18 protein-coding genes and 1 riboswitch are annotated in these 16059 nt (G+C 67.2%); of the genes, 13 read left to right on the top strand and 5 right to left on the bottom strand.

The genetic code is table 11. From position 1 onward, the window contains the following. Positions 1-198 precede the first annotated feature (198 nt). Positions 199-684: a PaaI family thioesterase gene (locus AC3G88_RS23480; protein WP_488771480.1), complete on the top strand. Its 486-nt coding sequence runs from the start codon at positions 199-201 to the stop codon at positions 682-684. Here AC3G88_RS23480 and AC3G88_RS23475 read toward each other — a convergent pair. Continuing rightward, positions 681-1136 (bottom strand): PGDYG domain-containing protein, encoded by a 456-nt coding sequence (locus AC3G88_RS23475; RefSeq protein WP_488894048.1) that lies wholly within the window; start codon positions 1134-1136, stop codon positions 681-683. The two genes, AC3G88_RS23480 and AC3G88_RS23475, sit on opposite strands and share 4 nt — an antisense overlap. 18 nt (positions 1137-1154) lie before the next feature. Next, positions 1155-1985 carry a bifunctional hydroxymethylpyrimidine kinase/phosphomethylpyrimidine kinase gene (gene thiD / locus AC3G88_RS23470; protein ID WP_488894047.1) on the bottom strand — a complete coding sequence of 277 codons (831 nt, stop codon included), beginning with the start codon at positions 1983-1985 and terminating at the stop codon, positions 1155-1157. A gap of 101 nt (positions 1986-2086) precedes the next feature. Beyond that, positions 2087-2159, top strand: a riboswitch (S-adenosyl-L-homocysteine riboswitch). A 142-nt stretch (positions 2160-2301) separates the two neighbouring features. On the opposite strand from thiD, the gene ahcY reads away from it, so the two are divergent. From ahcY to AC3G88_RS23445, 5 genes are all read left to right on the top strand, one after another. Then, positions 2302-3720, top strand: coding sequence for an adenosylhomocysteinase (gene ahcY / locus AC3G88_RS23465; protein ID WP_153949883.1), 1419 nt, complete (start codon positions 2302-2304; stop codon positions 3718-3720). A gap of 145 nt (positions 3721-3865) precedes the next feature. Then, positions 3866-4213: a phage holin family protein gene (locus tag AC3G88_RS23460; RefSeq protein WP_153949882.1), complete on the top strand. Its 348-nt coding sequence runs from the start codon at positions 3866-3868 to the stop codon at positions 4211-4213. Positions 4214-4259: 46 nt separating this feature from the next. After that, entirely contained in the window at positions 4260-5090 is an 831-nt protein-coding gene (gene metF, locus AC3G88_RS23455; RefSeq protein ID WP_153949881.1) for a methylenetetrahydrofolate reductase [NAD(P)H], read from the top strand. Positions 5091-5094: 4 nt separating this feature from the next. Continuing rightward, positions 5095-5457: a TfoX/Sxy family protein gene (locus tag AC3G88_RS23450; protein ID WP_400393563.1), complete on the top strand. Its 363-nt coding sequence runs from the start codon at positions 5095-5097 to the stop codon at positions 5455-5457. 41 nt (positions 5458-5498) lie between these two features. Further along, positions 5499-6269, top strand: a complete 771-nt coding sequence (locus tag AC3G88_RS23445; protein WP_488894046.1) for a Mut7-C RNAse domain-containing protein — start codon at positions 5499-5501, stop codon at positions 6267-6269. Positions 6270-6308: 39 nt separating this feature from the next. Here AC3G88_RS23445 and AC3G88_RS23440 read toward each other — a convergent pair whose 3' ends face one another. Next, on the bottom strand, positions 6309-6941 hold the full coding sequence (locus AC3G88_RS23440) for a 5-formyltetrahydrofolate cyclo-ligase (RefSeq protein ID WP_488894045.1): 633 nt from the start codon (positions 6939-6941) through the stop codon (positions 6309-6311). A 101-nt stretch (positions 6942-7042) separates the two neighbouring features. Here AC3G88_RS23440 and AC3G88_RS23435 point away from each other — a divergent pair, with 101 nt between their 5' ends. The 4 genes from AC3G88_RS23435 (at position 7043) to AC3G88_RS23420 (ending at position 12265) form a co-directional block, all read left to right on the top strand. Further along, on the top strand, positions 7043-9010 hold the full coding sequence (locus tag AC3G88_RS23435; RefSeq protein WP_488894044.1) for a lytic transglycosylase domain-containing protein: 1968 nt from the start codon (positions 7043-7045) through the stop codon (positions 9008-9010). 97 nt (positions 9011-9107) lie between these two features. Then, positions 9108-10130: a complex I NDUFA9 subunit family protein gene (locus AC3G88_RS23430; protein ID WP_488771474.1), complete on the top strand. Its 1023-nt coding sequence runs from the start codon at positions 9108-9110 to the stop codon at positions 10128-10130. Positions 10131-10331: 201 nt separating this feature from the next. After that, entirely contained in the window at positions 10332-11021 is a 690-nt protein-coding gene (locus AC3G88_RS23425; protein WP_488771473.1) for a glutathione S-transferase family protein, read from the top strand. 2 nt (positions 11022-11023) lie between these two features. Next, positions 11024-12265, top strand: coding sequence for a multifunctional CCA addition/repair protein (locus AC3G88_RS23420; protein ID WP_488894043.1), 1242 nt, complete (start codon positions 11024-11026; stop codon positions 12263-12265). Between the two features lie 18 nt (positions 12266-12283). Here the strand turns inward: AC3G88_RS23420 and AC3G88_RS23415 are convergent, their stop codons facing one another. Together AC3G88_RS23415 and AC3G88_RS23410 are read right to left on the bottom strand one after the other, a co-directional pair. Further along, positions 12284-12478, bottom strand: a complete 195-nt coding sequence (locus AC3G88_RS23415) for a DUF2905 domain-containing protein (RefSeq protein ID WP_092602987.1) — start codon at positions 12476-12478, stop codon at positions 12284-12286. 20 nt (positions 12479-12498) lie between these two features. Next, entirely contained in the window at positions 12499-13677 is a 1179-nt protein-coding gene (locus tag AC3G88_RS23410; protein ID WP_488894042.1) for a class I SAM-dependent methyltransferase, read from the bottom strand. Between the two features lie 16 nt (positions 13678-13693). Between AC3G88_RS23410 and AC3G88_RS23405 the strand changes: the two genes are divergently transcribed. The 3 genes from AC3G88_RS23405 (at position 13694) to ttcA (ending at position 16043) form a co-directional block, all read left to right on the top strand. Next, complete coding sequence (locus AC3G88_RS23405) at positions 13694-14515, top strand: SDR family oxidoreductase (protein WP_488894041.1); 822 nt, start codon at positions 13694-13696, stop codon at positions 14513-14515. A gap of 24 nt (positions 14516-14539) precedes the next feature. After that, complete coding sequence (locus tag AC3G88_RS23400; protein ID WP_153949925.1) at positions 14540-14938, top strand: dihydroneopterin aldolase; 399 nt, start codon at positions 14540-14542, stop codon at positions 14936-14938. 133 nt (positions 14939-15071) lie between these two features. Then, positions 15072-16043, top strand: coding sequence for a tRNA 2-thiocytidine(32) synthetase TtcA (gene ttcA, locus AC3G88_RS23395; RefSeq protein WP_488771469.1), 972 nt, complete (start codon positions 15072-15074; stop codon positions 16041-16043). The last annotated feature ends 16 nt before the right edge of the window (positions 16044-16059 follow it).

Genomic DNA, 16059 nt, shown 5'->3' with positions numbered 1-16059 from the left:
GCCCTCTCCCCCAACCCCTCTCCCGCAGGCGGGAGAGGGGAGCGGCGCCCTCCGGTGCAAGCAAGGGGAGCGAACCATCAGCAATGGATACCCCCCGGGAGAGGGCTGGCGTATCAGGAACTCACAGATTGGGCGCTGACCGGCCACCCCGGCTGGTCGCGACCGGACAATCCGCATATCCTCTCCATCCAGTCACCAATGGATAGAGGTTCCGCAATACGGAACGGGACCCGCAGAGAGGAAACAGCAGTGAACGAGATCATCCCCGCCGCCCCGGGCACCCCCGACAAGCCCTATTTCGGTATCGAGATTCCGCTGATGCGCCTGCTGGGCCTGCAGCCGGTGCATATGGAGGAAGGGCTATGCCGTACGCGCCTGCCGGCCAGCCCGAACGTGGTGAACAGCCGTGGTGACGTGCATGGCGGCACGCTGATGGCCGTGCTGGACTTCACGCTGAGCGGCGCGGCGCGCTCGCATGCGCCGCTGGACGTGGGCGTGATCACGATCGACATGTCCACGCATTTCCTGGCCGCCGCGCGCGGCGCGCTGACGTTCGAGGCGCGCATCCTGCGCCGGGGCGCCAAGATCGCCTTCTGCGAGGGCGAGGCCCGCGACGCATCGGGCACGGTCTGCTGCGTGGCCCGCGCGTCGTTCAAGCTGGTGCAGCTGGCCGGCGGGAACTAGGCGTCCGGCCCGTCCGGCGGGCCTTCCGTAGGGCGATAGACCGCCACGAACCTTGCGCGCTCGGTGATGCCATAGTCGCCGGGCGCGTATTGCATCAGCCAGTCGCCCGGCTTGCCGGTCAGCACATCGCCGCCGGCCGAGCGTTCCAGTGCGAACGCGACCGGCATTTCCTTGACCAGCACCGGCACCGGCTTGTTGCGATACGGGCCGGCCTCGCCGTGCGCGTTCGGCCCCGCGGCCACATAGCGCGCGTCGAAACGCCCGCGCGACACCACCCAGCGGTCGCCCGTGGCGCCGGTCACGATGGCATCCCCGCGCTGGTAGCGGTTCGGCCCTTCGCGGCTGATCAGTTCGCCGGGCTCGGCGGCAAACGCCACCTGCACGGTTTCGTCCTTCACGTACCAGCGCGCGGCGGGATCGTCGCGCAGGTCGATGTCTTTCAGAGTTTCCATGTCGAATCCGATGCCGTGTCAGCCCAGCTGGCGCGGGGCGAAGCTGTGGTTGAGCGGGCCGTTGCCGGCACCGAGGCGCAGTGGCGCGCCAGCCGCGATGGCCCGGGCCACGTAGTCCAGCGCGGTGCCCACGGCGTCGGGCAGCGCGTCGCCGCGCGCCAGTTGCGACGCGATGGCCGCCGCCAGCGTGCAGCCGGTGCCGTGCAGGTTGGGGGAGTCGATACGCGGATGCGTGTAGATGCGCGTGGTGCCGTCGGCCAGCATCAGCAGGTCGTCCAGGCCGGTGGCGTCGGGGCCATCGTCCTCCAGGTGCCCGCCCTTGAGCAGCACGGCCTGGCAGCCCATCGCCAGCAGGTCGGCGGCGGCGGCTTCCATCTCGGCGCGGCGCGCGATGCGGCGCCCGAGCAGGTACGAGGCCTCCGGCAGGTTCGGCGTGACCAGGATGGCGCGCGGAAAGAGCTGCTTCACCATGGCCTGGCTGGTGGCGTCGTCCGACAGCGTGGCGCCCGACGTGGAGATCATGACCGGATCGACCACGAGCTTGCGGATGCCGTGCCGGTCCACCGCGCCGGCCACGGCCTCGACGATGGCCGCCGTGCCGAGCATGCCGGTCTTGGCGGCATCCACGCCGATGTCGCTGGCCACGGCATCGATCTGGGCGGCCACCATGTCGGCCGGAATGGCATGTACGCCGGTCACGCCCAGCGTGTTCTGGGCCGTGATGGCGGTGATCGCGCTCATGCCGAAGCAGCCGAGCGCGGCAAATGTCTTCAGGTCCGCCTGGATGCCGGCGCCGCCGCCGGAGTCGGAACCGGCGATGGTCAGGGTGCGGGGTGGCGTGGGGAGCATGTGCAAGGCGGGAACGGGACGGGAACAGTCCGAAACAATTAGGCGGGAAAAAATCTGGCATTTCTGCCTGCTCTGCGCGAACAGGCACGCTACAATACCGCCACTCCGAGGAGCGTTGCAACGGATGCCCTGCCATCCGCCAGGCTCGGAATGTCTCAACGGCGCTCGCTGTTCCGTGGTTCGCACGGGGCGCGAGTCGACCTGTCTGCCCGTCATGGCCTCACGTGAGGCACCCGTGACGCGGCCCAGGCCCTGGTTTCATGGGCCTTATCCGTCTCCCGTCCCGCGTATGCGCCACTCTTACATCGGAGTGAACATGAACGCTGTGACTGACCTGAAGCAAGACTACCTGATCGCCGACATCGGCCTGGCCGGCTGGGGCCGCAAGGAAATCGCGATCGCCGAGACCGAAATGCCCGGCCTGATGGCCATCCGCGACGAATTCGCCGCTGCGCAGCCGCTCAAGGGCGCCCGCATCGCCGGTTCGCTGCACATGACGATCCAGACCGCCGTGCTGATCGAAACGCTCAAGGCACTGGGCGCCGACGTGCGCTGGGCCTCGTGCAACATCTTCTCGACCCAGGACCATGCCGCCGCCGCGATCGCCGCATCGGGCACGCCGGTGTTCGCGTTCAAGGGCGAGTCGCTCAAGGAATACTGGGACTTCACCCACCGCATCTTCGACTGGGCCGACGGCGGCACGCCGAACATGATCCTGGACGATGGCGGGGACGCCACGCTGCTGCTGCACCTGGGCGCCCGCGCCGAGAAGGACGCATCGCTGATCAGCAAGCCGACCAGCGAGGAAGAAACCTACCTGTTCGCCGCCATCAAGGAAAAGCTGGCCAAGGACGCCACCTGGTACAGCCGCAACCTGGCCGCCATCCGCGGCGTGACCGAGGAAACCACCACGGGTGTGCACCGCCTGTACCAGATGGCCCAGCGCGGCGAACTGAAGTTCCCGGCCATCAACGTCAACGACTCGGTGACCAAGAGCAAGTTCGACAACCTGTACGGCTGCCGCGAATCGCTGGTGGACGGCATCAAGCGCGCCACCGACGTGATGATCGCCGGCAAGGTCGCCGTGGTTGCCGGCTACGGCGACGTGGGCAAGGGCAGCGCCCAGGCCCTGCGCGCGCTGTCGGCCCAGGTGTGGGTCACCGAAATCGACCCGATCTGCGCACTGCAGGCCGCCATGGAAGGCTACCGCGTGGTGACGATGGACTACGCCGCCGAGCACGGCGACATCTTCGTGACCTGCACGGGCAACTACCACGTGATCACGCATGACCACATGGCCCGGATGAAGGACCAGGCCATCGTCTGCAACATCGGCCACTTCGACAACGAGATCGACATCGCATCGGTCGAGAAGTACGAATGGGAGGAGATCAAGCCGCAGGTGGACCACGTCAAGTTCCCGGACGGCAAGAAGATCATCATCCTGGCCAAGGGCCGCCTGGTGAACCTGGGCTGCGCCACGGGCCACCCGTCGTACGTGATGAGCAGCTCGTTCGCCAACCAGACGATCGCCCAGATCGAACTGTGGGCCGAGCGCGACAGCGGCAAGTACCCGGTGGGCGTCTATACGCTGCCGAAGCACCTGGACGAGAAGGTGGCGCGCCTGCAGCTGAAGAAGCTGAACGCGCAGCTGACCGAGCTGACCGACCAGCAGGCCGCCTACATCGGCGTGCAGAAGCAGGGCCCGTACAAGGCCGACCACTACCGCTACTGATCGGCCCGAGATTCTCCCCGACGGTGTTCTCCCCTCTCCCGCCCGGCGGGAGAGGGGCCCGGGGGAGAGGGCGTTGAGCTGACTGCGCGACCGGGCTCCGCCAGAAGCGTGCAGTTCCGATGTCATCCAATAACAAGGAGTCCCAATGAGACTGTTGGCCGTCTGGATCATCAACGCCGCGTCGCTGTTCCTGGTGAGCTATCTGATCGGCGGTATCGAACTGCGCGGATTTGGCGCGGCGATGATTGCCGCGCTGGTGCTGGGTCTGGTCAATACGCTGATCCGGCCGATCCTGGTCATCCTGACCCTGCCGGTGACGCTGCTGACGCTGGGGCTGTTCATCTTCGTCATCAACGCGCTGCTGTTCCTGTTCGTCGGCAACCTGCTGCAGGGGTTTGTCGTGGCCGGATTTGGCGCCGCGCTGCTTGGCTCGATTCTCTATAGCGTGATCTCCACGATTCTCGCCAGCGTACTGCTTGGCGACCGGGATTAAGCGCGACTGAAATTCTTCGGGGCGCCGCGCGGGCGGCGTGCCAACCATGACTGATCGCTACTACAGCTTCGAATTCTTCCCGCCCAAGACGGCGGAGGGCGCCGAGAAACTGCGCAATACCCGCGCCCAGCTGGCGCCGCTGCAGCCGAAGTACATCTCGGTGACGTTCGGCGCCGGCGGCACCACGCAGCAGGGCACGCTCGACGCCGTGCTGGAAATCCAGCGCGAGGGCATCGAGGCGGCGCCGCACCTGTCGTGCGTGGGGTCGTCGCGCGAGAGCATCCGCGACATCCTCAAGACCTATCGCGACGGCGGTATCCGCCATATCGTCGCGCTGCGCGGCGACATGCCGTCCGGCATGGGCGAGATCGGCGAATTCCGCTACGCCAACGAACTGGTGGAGTTCATCCGCGCCGAAACCGGCGACTGGTTCAACATCGAGGTGGCGGCCTATCCCGAATACCACCCGCAGGCCCGTTCGCCGCGCCACGACCTGGACAACTTCGTGCGCAAGGTGAAGGCCGGCGCGAACTCGGCCATCACGCAGTATTTCTTCAACGCCGACGCCTACTTCCGATTTGTCGACGATGTCCGCGCGATGGGCGTGGAAGTGCCGATCGTGCCCGGCATCATGCCGATCACCAACTACTCCCAGCTGATGCGTTTTTCCGAGATGTGCGGTGCCGAAGTGCCGCGCTGGGTGGCGAAGCGGCTCGAATCGTTCGGCGACGACAAGGAATCGATCCGCGCGTTCGGCCTGGACGTGGTGACGGCGCTATGCGAACGCCTGCTGGCTTCGGGCGTGCCCGGCCTGCACTTCTACACGCTGAACACGGCCGGCGCCACCAAGGCCATCTGGCAGCGCCTGAAGCTCTGATCGCATGCCCGCCGCGCGCCGTCCGGACCCGTTCGTCGAGCATCTGCTGGAACTGATGGCGCCGCTGGCGGCCAGCATTGGGCCGGTCACGGCCAGGCGGATGTTTGGCGGTCATGGCCTGTTCTATGACGGGCTGATGTTCGCGCTGGCAAGCGGAGGGCAGTGCTACCTGAAGGCGGACGACATCACGCTGCCCCGCTTCGCGGCCGAGGGCAGCGAGCCGTTCCGCTACCAGTCGGCCCGGCGCGAGGTGACGATGCGTCACTACCTGAGCCTGCCGGCGGCCTGCCTGGAGTCGCCGTCCGCCATGACGCCCTGGGCGCGCATGGCCGTGGAAGCCGCGCTGCGGCTGGGCAACGCGAAGTAGGCATATCGGCAACCGGGGTCGATGGTGGCATACTCGCCGCCATGGTCACCGCCACCTTCCGTTTCTACGAGGAACTGAACGACTTTCTGGCGCCATCGCAGCGCCGCCGGGACCTGTCGTGCCCCTGCGCGCGCGCAGCCACGGTCAAGCACATGATCGAGGCGCTGGGCGTGCCGCATACCGAGGTGGAACTGATCCTCGTGAACGGCGAATCGGTGCCGTTCGAGCGCCTCGTCGAGGACGGCGACCGCGTAGCCGTTTATCCAAAATTTGAGTCCCTCGACGTGACGCCGCTGCTGCGCGTGCGCGAGCATCCGCTGCGCAACCTCCGCTTTGTCGCCGATGCGCACCTGGGCGGCCTGGCGCACCTGCTGCGCATGACCGGCTTCGACACGCTCTACGACAACCACTTCGAAGACAGCGAGATTGCCCGCATCGCGGCCGACGAGCAGCGCATCGTGCTGACGCGCGACCGCGAACTGCTCAAGCGCCGCGAGATCACGCACGGCTGCTATGTGCGGGCGATCAAGCCGTCGCTGCAGGCGCACGAGATCTTCGCGCGGCTCGACCTGGCACGCAGCGCCCGCCCGTTCTCGCTCTGCCTGACCTGCAACGTCCCGCTGCACCGAATCGACAAGGCCGACGCACAGGGCCGCGTGCCCGACGGCGTGTTCGCGCGCCACGACCGCTTTGTCACATGCCCGCATTGCCGCAGGGTGTTCTGGGAAGGCTCGCACTGGAGGCGGATGCGCGAGCTGGTGGAGGGGTTGGTGCACGCCAAGGAGCCCGCCCCCGACGATGCGCCAGGCTGACCAGCCAGCCGGCTTGCCGGCGCGAACCCGGCGAGGGTGCTACCGCACCCCGCGCTCCGTCACCATCCAGTCCATTGGCAGGTCGTGCGCTTGTGCAACAAGCGGGATCTCGCAGGCGTCGAAGCCGATGCCGATGGCGATGGGCGTGACGCCAAGCCCGGCCAGGGCTGCCAGGGTGCGGTCGTAGAAGCCGCCGCCGTAACCGAGGCGGAACTTGTTGGCGCTGAAACCGACACAGGGAATGAGCAGCGCGTCGGGCGTCACGGGCTCGGTGCCGTCGGGTACCGGAATGCCGTAGTGTCCGGCGCGCATCGTCGTGTCAGGGGTCCAGAAATGGAAATCGAGCGGCGTGCCCGGGGCCGAGACCACGGGCAGGGCGGCCACGCGGCCGGGCATCCCGGCCAGCCAGCGCGCCACCGTGCCGCGGGCGTCGAATTCCTGCTGGATCGGCCAGTAGAACCCCAGCTTCCGTACACCCAGGCGTTCCAGCAGGGCGCCCAGCGCATGGTCGATGGCGGTATCGGATGCGGCACGATCGGGCAGCGCGGCGCGCCGCGCCAGCAGGTCGCGGCGCAGGGCGCGCCGGTCGTTGGCGGGGGCGGCAGGCTGGTCCGTGACGGCCTGGAATTGACGGGCGTCCGGCCCGTTGTCCGGGGCTTGGGATGGGGGCATGGCGTGCAATAATGACCGCGATCAGACAATCAGAAACAGATGAAGGATGCGCGCCTGTCTTCTTGAATGGGCACGCGCCACCACATAAGGGATAGCCAAGAATGTCGAAGGGAGTATATCTGCGCCGGGCCGGCCGCTTCGCCTGGCTCGCGTTCGCAGGCGCGGTGCTGGCCATGCCGGCATACGCACAGAAGAAGCCGGCGCCGTCGCGTCCGGCGCCGCAGCAGCCCGCCGCGTCGACGATGATTCCGTCCAGCCCGGACGACGCCTTCGTGGCGCTGCGCGAAGCGGCCCGCAAGAACGACGTGGACCGCGCCGCCGCCATTTCGGCCACGCTGGTCGACTACCCGATTCCGTCGTACGTCGAATATTTCCGCATCAAGCCGCAGTTGTTCGATGCCGGCGGGCAGGCGCGCATCGACGCACCCGACGCCGAAGTGGCGGCGTTCCTGCAGCGTTACCAGGGCGAGGCGATTGCCGACCGCATGCGCAACGACTGGCTGCTGGTGCTGGGCAAGAAGCGCGACTGGGCCAATTTCGATATCCAGTACCCGCAGTTCGTGCTCAAGGACGACACGCAGGTGGAGTGCTACGCGCTGCTGTCGAAGGCGCTCAAGGGCCAGAACGTGGCCGCCGAGGCGCGCGCCACGCTGGTGGATCCGCGCTACTACGGCGACGGCTGCGTCGATCTGGTGGGCTACCTGGCGCAGAGCCAGCAGATCCAGCGTAGCGACGTGGCGTTCCAGGCACGCCAGGCCCTGGAACAGAACTACACGACGCTGGCCGCGAAGATCGCGGCCGCCGTGCCCGATGCACGCGTGGACAGCGACGCGCTGGCCACCGTGGTCAAGATGGCCCGCAACGACCCGTCGCAGGCCGCGTCGTACCTGAACACCATCGCCGGGGGCCTGTCGCGCGACGAGCAAGGCGCTGCCTGGGGCGTGGTTGGCCAGTACGCGGCCAAGAAGCTGATGCCGGAAGCTGCAGGCTACTACCGCCGCCAGATGGACCTGGGCGGCAACCAGTGGCTGTCAGACGAAACGCAGGAGTGGCGCGTGCGCGCCGCGTTGCGCCAGGGCGACTGGAAGCAGGTGCGCCAGTCGATCGAACTGATGCGCCCCGAGCTGCGCGCCAAGGACCCTGCGTGGACATACTGGTACGCCCGCGCGCTGAAGGCCGACGGCCGTGGCGCCGAAGCCCAGGCGCAATTCCAGTCGATCGCGGGCCAGTTCCATTTCTACGGCCAGCTGGCCAGCGAGGAACTGGGCAACCGGATCACGCTGCCGGCCCGCACCACGGTCAGCGACGCCGAGGCCATGGCCATGCGCACGCGCCCCGGCTTTGTCCGCGCGCAGAAGTTCTATGACCTGAACCTGCGCTTCGAGGGCAATCGCGAGTGGAACTGGGAACTGCGCGGCATGAGCGATCGCGAACTGATCGCCGCCGCCGAGTACGCGCGCAAGATCGACCTGCTGGACCGCACGGTCAACACGTCGGACCGTACGAAGGCCGAACACGATTTCGCCCAGCGTTTTCCGATGCCGTATCGCGACATCATGCAGCGGGCCACCGACGACGTGGGCCTGGACATGGCCTGGGCATATGGCCTGATCCGTCAGGAATCGCGCTTCATCATGAATGCGCGCTCGTCGGCGGGCGCGCACGGCCTGATGCAGGTGATGCCGGCCACGGCCAAGTACGTGGCGAAGAAGATCGGCATGGCCGACTTCTCGCCGTCGATGATGGGCGACCCCAATATCAATATCCTGCTCGGTACAAATTACATGAGCATGGTACTGACGGACCTCGACAGCTCGTGGACGCTGGCGTCCGCCGGGTACAACGCCGGCCCGGGACGCCCGAAATCGTGGCGTTCGAGCCTGTCGCGGCCCGTGGAAGGCGCGATCTTTGCAGAGACGATCCCGTTCACGGAAACGCGAGCGTATGTCAAGAATGTGCTTTCCAACGCGACGTACTATGCTGCATTGATGAGTGGCCGTCCCCAGTCGCTGAAAGACCGGCTTGGGGTGGTCGCGCCGTCCTCTGTCACGACGACCAGCCTGCCCTGATCCTGCAAAGCCCCGCATTGGGACGGGGCGGCGGCTCCGTGACTGTCGGGACGCGTGCATCACGCAGCGTCACACGAATCGTCACGGAGTCCGAAGCATGAAGACCAGCAACGTCCTTGTCGTGGGGGGCGCCGGTTTCATCGGCAGCCACCTCGTGTCCCGCCTGGCCGGCGCGGCGACCGCTTCCGGCGCGCCGCTCGATCCGGCCTCCAATCCCGATAGTCCCATCGCGCCCGACCGCATCGTGGTCGGCTCTCGCAGTGTCGAACATGCGCAGCATCTGCTGCTGTTGCCGCGTGTGGAAGTGGCCGAACTGGGCCTGGCCGACGCGGCTTCGCTCGACGATGCGATCGGCCCGCTGGGCGTCGATGGCATCGTCGTCAACCTGGTGGGCGTGCTGCACGGCGACCGCGGCGACCCGTACGGCCCCCAGTTTGCCGCCGCGCATGTCGATCTGCCGCGCCAGCTGGTGGAGGCCTGCAGCCGCACCGGCGTTCGCCGGCTGATCCACATGAGCGCGCTTGGCGCCGACCCGCAAGGGCCGTCGATGTACCTGCGCAGCAAGGGGGAAGGCGAGCGCGTCGTGCGCGAGAGCGGACTCGACTGGACCATTTTCCGTCCATCGGTCGTGTTCGGCCCGGACGATCATTTTCTGAACCTGTTCGCCCAGTTGCAGCAGATGGCGCCGGTGGTGCCGCTGGCGTGCGCCCATGCGCGCTTCCAGCCCGTGTTCGTGATGGATGTGGTGCAGGCTTTCGTGAACGCGATGGCCAACGGATCGACCGTCGGGCAGACCTACGAACTGGGCGGCCCGCAGGTGTACACGCTGGAGGAACTGGTCAAGTTCGCGGGCCATGCGTCGGGTCATCCGCGGCCGATCATCGCCCTGCCCGATGCGCTGGCGCGCATGCAGGCGGCCGTGCTGGAACACATGCCGGGCGGCACGGTGCTGTCGCGCGACAACCTTGATTCGATGCGCCTGGACAACGTGCTTGGCGCGCCCATGGCGGCGGAACTGGGTGTCCATCCGGTGAGCCTGGAGGTCGTGATGACCGACGTGCTGGCCGGCCGCAGCCGCGACACGTTCTTCCAGTCCTTGCGCGGCAGCGTGCATCGCTGAAGCGCCGGCGCCACGGGGCACGCAATTTGCACCGATGTGATTGGCGCTCACAGCGCTTGCGAGCGCAATTCATTTGGACGCCGCGCGCCGCGTCGATAGAATGTCTGGTTCAGGGCGCCTGGCGATTGACCGGCGCCCGCGCCTGTGCTTTTGCGCGCGTCGCATTTATCCGCCTCTGTTTCCGCCCCCAAGGAATTTACGATGAAGCTCGTCATCGGCAACAAGAACTATTCGTCCTGGTCGCTGCGTCCGTGGCTGCTGCTGCGCCACGCCGGCATCGAATTCGAGGAAATCCCGCTGCGCCTGTTCACGAAGGATTTCGGGGCGGAGATTGCCCGCTACTCGCCCGCCGGCAAGGTGCCGGCGCTGATCGACGGCGACGTGACCGTGTGGGATTCGCTGTCGATCTCCGAATACGCGGCCGAGCGGTTTCCGCACAAGCAGCTTTGGCCGGCCGACGTGGCCGCACGCGCCATGGCACGCTCGATCTGCGCCGAGATGCACTCGGGCTTCGGCAACCTTCGCAGCCAGATGCCGATGAACTGCACCGCCGTGCTGCCGGGCCTGGGCTGGAACGTGGCCGTGCAGCAGGATGTGGACCGCATCGCATCGATCTGGACCGACCTGCGTGCGCGCCATGGCGCCGGCGGGCCGTTCCTGTTTGGCGAATTTACGATTGCCGACGCGTTCTACGCGCCCGTGGTGAGCCGCTTCGCCACCTATGGCGTGCATCTGCCCGAAGCCGCCAAGACCTACGCCGATTTCATCCTGGCCTTGCCGGCCATGCAGGAATGGGTGGCGGGCGCCCGCGAGGAGCGCGATTTCGTGCCGGCCGACGAACCCTACCGCACGCAGCCTGAACGGGCCGACGCGATCATCGTCACGGGCTGATCATGCAGGTGTACGCCGTCGGCGGGGCCATCCGCGACCAACTGCTGGGCAAGCCGAGCCAGGATCGCGACTACGTCGTGGTGGGTGCCACGCCCGAGCAGATGGAAGCCGCCGGCTACAAGCCGGTGGGCAAGGACTTTCCGGTCTTCCTGCATCCGCAGACACGGGCCGAGTACGCGCTGGCCCGGACCGAGCGCAAGACGGCCGTGGGCTACAAGGGCTTTGCGTTCTATACCGGGCCCGATGTCACGCTCGAAGACGACCTGGTGCGCCGCGACCTGACCATCAATGCGATGGCGCAGGCCGTGGACGACCAGGACAACCTCGTGGGTCCGATCATCGATCCATACGGCGGCCGGCAGGACCTGCAGGCACGGCTGTTCCGCCATGTGTCCGACGCCTTTGCCGAGGACCCGGTACGCATCCTGCGCGCGGCACGCTTCGCCGCCCGCTTCCATGATTTCTCGGTGGCGCCGGAAACCGTTGCGTTGATGCGCAAGATGGTCGATGCGGGCGAGGTCGACGCCCTGGTGCCCGAGCGCGTCTGGCAGGAACTGGCGCGCGGCCTGATGGAGGCCCGGCCATCGCGCATGTTCGACGTGCTGCGCCAATGTGGCGCGCTGGCACGGCTGTTGCCGGAGCTGGACCGGCTCTGGGGCGTGCCGCAACGCGCCGACTACCACCCCGAGGTGGATACCGGCGTGCACGTGATGATGGTGGTGGACTACGCCGCCGCGCAGGGCGCGTCGCTGCCGGTGCGCTTTGCGGCGCTGACCCACGACCTGGGCAAGGGCACCACGCCGGAAGACGTGCTGCCGCGCCATATCGGCCATGAGCAACGCAGCGTGGATTTGCTGGAAGCGGTGTGCAAGCGCCTGCGCGTGCCGAACGACTGCCGCGAACTGGCGCTGCTGGTGGCGCGCGAGCACGGCAATATCCATCGCTCGGAAGCGTTCGGCGCGGCCGCGCTGACGCGGCTGGTGGAGCGCAGCGACGCGCTGCGCAAGCCCGACCGGTTCGCCGAGGCGCTGCAGGCCTGCGAGGCCGACGCCCGTGGCCGGCTGGGGTTCGAGGATCGCGACTATCCGCAGACCGCGCGGCTGCTGGCGGCCCGCGAGGCGGCGGCATCGGTCGATGCCGGGGCCGTGGCGAAGGCGTGTGGCGATCGGGTGGACCTGATCAAGGAGAAGGTGCACAAGGCGCGCGTGGCGGCCGTGGCGGAAAAGCTGGGGCTGCCGGACTAGATCGCTTCCGTCCGGGCCCTACAGCACCTTCCCGATCACCAGCGCGACCAGCGACAGCAGGATCGTCGAGGCGAACGGCAAGACGTATTCCTTGCCGAAGAGCCGGAAGCGCACGTCGCCGGGCAGGCGTCCGAGGCCGATCTTCTGCAGCCACGGCAAGGCCGCCGACAGCACGATCACGCACAGGAAGATGGTGAAGGTCCAGCGCAACATGGTGATGGCGTGTGGATCGGTCAGAGGGCGTAGCTGCGGTCGCCGCGAGCGAATCCGGCCAGCGGCAGGGCATCGTCGACATCGCGTGCCAGCGCGATGACCTTGAACAACTCACCCATTTCGGCCTCGCTGAGCAGCTTCTGCACCGCGTTGGCCTGCGGCAGGAAGTTGCGCGCGTCGGACGGGTCGAGCGACATCATCAGCTCGGTAATCCCGGCGTTCATCAGGAAGCGCGCCTGCGAGGCAAAGCCCGCCACGGTGAGCCCCGCATCGACCGCCGCTTCGGCAATGCCGCTGAAATTCACGTGGGCGGTGATGTCCTGCAGGCCTGGGTACAGGAACGGATCGGGGTGCGCGTGATGGCGGTAGTGGCACATCAGCGTGCCGCCCACGCGCTGCGCGTGGTAGTACTCCGAGGCCGGGAAGCCATAGTCGATAAAGAACGCCGCGCCGCGCTTGAGCAGGGCGCCCACGGCGCGCGTGAAGCCTTCGCCTTCGGCATGGGTCTCGGTGACCATATCGTGGTCGCCGGGCATTTCGTGGAGCTGCGCCGGCACGGCGGCGGCGTCGAGCCGCCGGTCTTCGTACGCGAACGTATCGCCCTGCCGCACCACGCCGCGCTCGTGCCATTGGCCGCCGAGGCGGGCGAAGAGCCGCACGGGCATGGCGTCGAGCACCTCGTTGCCGACGATGACGCCTTCGAAGCTGTCGGGCAGGGCATCGAGCCATTGCACGCGGCCCGCCAGATGCGGGGCGCGCTGCGCCAGCGTGTCCTGCTGCCGCGCGCGCAGTTCGCCGGACAGCTCGACGATGCTGTACGACTCGGGCAGCGCATTTTCCGATTCCAGGGCCAGTAGCAGGTCGGCGGCCAGCCGGCCGGTGCCGGCGCCGAATTCCATCACGCGCGGCAGCGACATCCGGACCAGCGGCGCAAACTGGCGGGCCAGCGTGCGGGCGAAGAACGGGGTCAGTTCGGGGGCGGTGATGAAGTCGCTGCCGTCGTCGGCGCCGCGCCCGAACTTGGCCGCGCCGCCGCTGTAATAGCCCAGGCGCGGGGCATAGAGCGCGAGCGACATGTAGCGGTCGAAGCCGATCCAGCCGCCGGATGCCGCGATGGCGTCGCCGATCACGATGGAAAGGGCCTTGGATGCGTCAAGCGCATCGGCGGAGGGAAGGGGTAGACTAGCGACTTTCTGCATACCGCGAATTGTAGCAATGCCAGATTCGAATACTCAGGGCGCCACGGGCGTCCAATCGCGCGGCGTGGCGCTGGTGACCGGCGCGGCGCGCCGGCTGGGCCGTGCCATCGCGCTGGAGCTTGCCGCGCAGGGCTGGGACGTGGCCGTCCACTGCAACCGGTCGCGTGACGAAGCCGAGGTGCTGGCCACGCAGATCCGCGCGCTGGGCCGCCGGGCCGCCGTGCTGCAGGCCGACCTGTCCGACGAGGCCGCCACGGGCAAGCTGGTGGCCGCTTGCGTCGATGCGCTGGGCGCGCCGACCTGCCTGGTCAACAATGCCTCGCTGTTCCAGTACGACGTGGCGACGAGCTTTTCGTATGGATCGCTCGACACCCATATGCGCACGAACGTGGCGGCCCCGCTGCTGCTGGCGCGTGAGATGCACAAGGCGCTTGGCGCCGACGGCAACGGTGCCGGCAATGCCGGCGAGCAGCGCGGCGTGGTGATCAACCTGCTGGACCAGAAGCTCAACAACCTGAATCCGGACTTCCTGTCATATACGCTGTCCAAGGCCGCGCTGCAGACTGCGACGGTACAGCTGGCGCAGGCCCTGGCCCCGCGCCTGCGCGTGGTGGGCGTGGCGCCGGGTATCACGCTGGTGTCCGGCGACCAGTCCGACCCTGGCTTCGTGCGGGCACACGGCATGACGCCGCTGGGCCAGTCGAGCACCCCCGACGACATCGCCCAGGCCGTGGCCTACCTGGCCGGGGCGCGCGCCGTGACCGGCACCACGCTGTACGTCGACGGCGGGCAGCATCTGATGCCGCTGGCCCGTGACGTGATGTTTTTGACTGAATGAAGCCGTACCTTGATTGACCCTGCCATGACCTTTGCCGCCCTTTCCCATCCCAGCCTGCAAGACTGCCGCCGCATGTTCCTGCGCAACTACGAAGTGCAGATCAACATCGGCGTGCATGAATTCGAGAAAAAGGGCGAACAGCGCGTGCTGGTGAACATCGACCTGTTCGTGTCGCTGTCCGAAACCACCCCGCACGCCGACCGCCTGGAGGAAGTGGTCGATTACGACTTCATGCGCAACACGGTGGCGGCCCGCATGGCCCAGGGCCATATCCACCTGCAGGAAACGCTGTGCGACGACGTGGCCCGCGCCATGCTGCAGCATCCCAAGGTACGCGCCGTGCGGGTGTCGACCGAAAAGCCCGATGTCTACCCCGATTGCGATTCGGTCGGCGTCGAGGTGTTCCACATCAAGCAGGCCTGACGCCGGCCGGGGCAACTCGGGACGCCTGCAGCGCCGGACGGGCCGGTCCAGTAAAATACCGCCCCGTCAATTCCGGCATTTCTATCGGGCGCGCGGCCATTATTCAGCGCCGCATCCGTTACAGGTACGTCTTATGAGTCACTCGGCTAACTTCTATCGCCTTGAAACCCGTTTGCAGTCGCTGACCGGCAAGGCCATCGGCGACTTCGGCATGATCGAGGACGGCGACACCGTCATGGTCTGCATGAGCGGCGGCAAGGACTCGTACACGATGCTGTCGGTCCTGATGGCGCTGCAGAAGCGGGCGCCGATCCAGTTCAAGCTGATCGCGATGAACCTGGACCAGAAGCAGCCGGGGTTCCCGGAGCACATCCTGCCCGAATACCTGAAGTCCACGGGCGTGGAATATGTGATCGTCGAGGCCGACACGTACTCGATCGTCAAGGAGAAGGTGCCCGAGGGCAAGACCACGTGCTCGCTGTGCTCGCGCCTGCGCCGTGGCGTGATCTACCGCACGGCCAAGGAACTGGGCGCGAACAAGATTGCGCTGGGCCACCACCGCGACGACATCGTCAACACGTTCTTCCTGAACATGTTCTTCGGCGGCAAGATGAAGGCGATGCCGCCCAAGCTGGCCACCGATGACGGCCAGCACATCGTCATTCGTCCATTGGCCTACTGCGCGGAAAAGGACATCGCGTCGTACGCGCGCGCCATGGAATTTCCGATCATTCCGTGCAATCTGTGCGGCTCGCAGGAAAACCTGCAGCGCAAGAAGGTGAGCGAGATGGTGCAGCAGTGGGAGCGCGAGCACCCGGGCCGCATCGACAACATCTTCTCGGCGCTGCGCAACGTGGTGCCGTCGCACCTCGCCGATACCGAGCTGTTCCCGTTCACGGGGCTGGCCACCGGCCTCGCCAAGGTGGACGAGGCGTCGCTGTTCGGCGAGACCACCTACAGCCAGCAGGCGTTGCAGTTCAGCGGCAGCGTGGAACCGAACCGCATGGAATTCGTGCGCTTCGACAAGATCCAGAAGGGGGCGGCGCCATCCTCGGAGCCTGCCGCCGCACCTGCTTCCGAGCCGGCGGGCCAGCCAGCGGCCTGAGTCGCGCCGCCGCGCC

The sequence above is a fragment of the Cupriavidus sp. 86D6 genome (assembly GCF_057815095.1).
The sequence above is the reverse complement of the archived record's forward strand: the minus strand, read 5'-3'. Positions and strand labels throughout refer to the sequence as shown.